Source organism: Campylobacter sp. IFREMER_LSEM_CL1085 (assembly GCF_025772235.1).
GTDB lineage: Bacteria > Campylobacterota > Campylobacteria > Campylobacterales > Campylobacteraceae > Campylobacter_D > Campylobacter_D lari_D.
This window is the reverse complement of sequence record NZ_JAKMRU010000042.1, coordinates 1-1,086: the sequence shown is the minus strand read 5'-3', so window position 1 is coordinate 1,086 and position 1,086 is coordinate 1. Positions and strand designations below refer to the sequence as shown.

1 protein-coding gene is annotated in these 1,086 nt (G+C 28.5%); it reads left to right on the top strand.

The window, feature by feature from the left end:
* Positions 1-144: 144 nt before the first annotated feature.
* Positions 145-1,086, top strand: a 942-nt coding sequence (locus L8W56_RS08710) for a cache domain-containing protein (RefSeq protein WP_263660028.1), incomplete at its 3' end; no start/stop codon positions are given.

The window sequence follows — 1,086 nt, the reverse complement described above, 5'->3', positions numbered from 1 at the left end:
TTGATTGGATGTGATTGTTATTTTTTATAATTTTTTTATTAAAAAATAGTTTTTTTATATTTAAATAATGCATTTTTTTATTAAAAATAATACAAGATAATTTTTCCCTTAAAATTTACAATTTTTAAACAAGGATAATTCATTATGAAAAACATTACAAGAAGTTTAACGGGAAAATTAACTTTTTTTGTTTTTTTAGCAATTATAGCTATTTTATTTATAGCAAATGCATTTAATTATGCCGAAGTAAAGCATGATGTTCAAAAACTCATCAATGATATACAAGTTAAAACAATGCAAGATGTTTTAAAGAATTTTGATGACTACACTGCTTCAAGAAGCGATGCTATTAGATCTGTCGCCTCTGAATTGCAAAAAAATCCTAATGTGAGTTTAGAAGAAATTTACACTATGGTTAAAGTTGCAAAAGAAGCTAGTCGTTTTGATGTGCTATATGTAGGACTTGCACACAATGGTGCAATGATTAGATCAAATGGAAACCATCAAATGCCATCTGATGGCTATGATCCTAGAACAAGAAGTTGGTACACAAGTGTTGCTTCTGGAGAAAACAAAGTTGTAATATCAAAGCCTTATATTGCCCCTAGCTTAAAAGCTCCTTCTTTATCTTTTTCATATCCTATAGTTGTTAATGGTAAATTTATAGGTGCAGTAGGTGGAAATTATGATTTAAATACTTTTTCAGATAATGTATTATCAATGGGAAGGTCACAAAGCGGATATACTGTGGTTTTAGATAATGATGGAACTATACTTTTTCATGAATCTTCTGAGGCATTATTAACAAAAAATGAATTAAGTCAAAATATAGTAAAATCATATCTTTCAACACCTGAAGGAAAATCAGGACTTCTTTCAAGCTCACCAATGTTAATTGAAGATGGAAATGCTCCTCGCAAGGCTGTGATTTGTCAGAAATCTTCAACAGGATATAATGTTTGTGTGATTGCAGATGAAAAAATCTATAAAGACCCGGTAAATAAAGCTTTAATACAACAAATCATTATTGGTGTTATAAGCTTGGTAATTGCTCTTGTAATTATAAGATTTATGATTAATTATAAT